General features: G+C 44.2%; 1 protein-coding gene. It reads right to left on the minus strand.

From position 1 onward, the window contains the following. Nucleotides 1-72: 72 nt before the first annotated feature. Nucleotides 73-1,518 (minus strand): IS66 family transposase, encoded by a 1,446-nt coding sequence (gene tnpC, locus QUA71_RS29095; protein WP_333290473.1) that lies wholly within the window; start codon nucleotides 1,516-1,518, stop codon nucleotides 73-75. Between the last annotated feature and the right edge of the window lie 130 nt (nucleotides 1,519-1,648).

The raw sequence follows: 1,648 nt of genomic DNA on the forward strand, positions 1-1,648 counted from the left end.
TCAGTTGACGTGCCATAACTCATCACCTCTCAACATTATCTTTATTCTATGCAACTTCATGTAAAATTGGTATCAGGTCTGAAAAAGGGGAACAAGCTCCGGCTGAGGAAAGTGACAAGAATGGGAATTCATAGCCTCACGGAAAAAAGCCATTACTGAACGAGCTTGAAAACGACAGGTTTGAATTACACTAAGTAGATCGGCCGTTTCCTCAAATCCCTTCATCGAACGAGAACCGCCAGACACTTTCCGTTTAGTTACAGCCAGCCGTAGAGAACGTTCTGCTAAATTATTATCCGGAGGCACCGATGGGTCATCCAGAAAATACCACCACTGTTCTGCCTTATCTCGTAAGGATTTGAGTAACAAACCTGCTGCATGACCAACTTGGTTCAACCAAGTGGCTAAAGCAAGATTCAATCGTATTTTGAAATCATTTGCCCAGTCGTCGTAGGTGAGTCGCTCCTTCGTCTTGCGCCAGGACTCATGGGCCTTAAAAGCTTCATCTATTAATGACAGAAATACTTGGGCGACTGCTGCATTATTATTGTTGCCCGGCAGTCCCAGCACTTTCTTGAAATGCCGTCGTAAATGGGCTAGACACTTCTGTTGGGTTGTGGTTTGGCAACCATTATAAACGCTGAAATCATCTGAGCTTAAGACTCCGGCAAATTCTTTGCCCAGCATGGTTTCCAGTTCCACACGCCCCCTAGTATCTGCAGCATGAAATAAACAGAATCCTTCTCCACTAGCCGTCCACAGCCATTCTTTAACTCCCATCACACACCAGGGAGTTTCATCTACATGAACGTTTGATTGCAATGGGGCCCATTCCCACAGTGCTTTGATGGCTGGCTTGACTGCTGCTGCTACTCGTTGATTGGTTTTTTGGAGTGTTCCTACGGACACTTCGATTGTGCCGAGTTCCCACAACAATTCAGTCAGCTTGGAGTAGGAAAGATGCCCATAATTGCCCAGCCAGACTAATAGTGCTTGGAGATTAATGCTCAAGTCTTGTCCTGGAATTATTCCCAAAGGTGGTTCTCCTGTGACTACTGCACCACATTCTAGGCATTTACACGATTGTGTCTGATATTCAACGACCTCGATTGGTTTTGCTACTAGAGTTGCTACTTGCTGTCTGTGGATGTTAATTACTTCACTTAATTCTTGAGAGCCACAATTGAGACAGATGTCGGGCGTGCTAATTTCGGTTCTGTCTACTCGTCCAAACCCTTTGCGAGTTTTCCCTTGATGACCTGGTTGTCCGCCTGGTTTCTTTTTTTGGTCTGCTTCTGTTTTGACTGTTGCTTTCTCTGGTTTTAGAAGCAGATCCGTGGATGGGGGAATTGAAGAAGTTTTACTGGTTGTTCGACCTTTTCCCGTAGCAATGGCTAGTTTTTCTTGTAATTCTTCAATGATTTTTTGCAGCCCCAGTACCATTTCTACCAGTTGTGCTTGGCTCAAATGCTCGATTTCGGTTTTTTTCGGCTCTCTGGTGGCTGCGGGCTTTTTCATTCGTTTATTATATCAGCTTTTGTCACTGAAGTTTTTTTGACCTGAATCCTTACTTCAGAGAAATAACCCAAGAGTGGTGAAAAAGCCTGTTTCAAAATTCATCTCCAAAAAAGTTCAACATAGAGGTACT

Source organism: Microcoleus sp. MON1_C5, from assembly GCF_036701875.1.
Taxonomy (GTDB): Bacteria; Cyanobacteriota; Cyanobacteriia; order Cyanobacteriales; family Microcoleaceae; genus Microcoleus.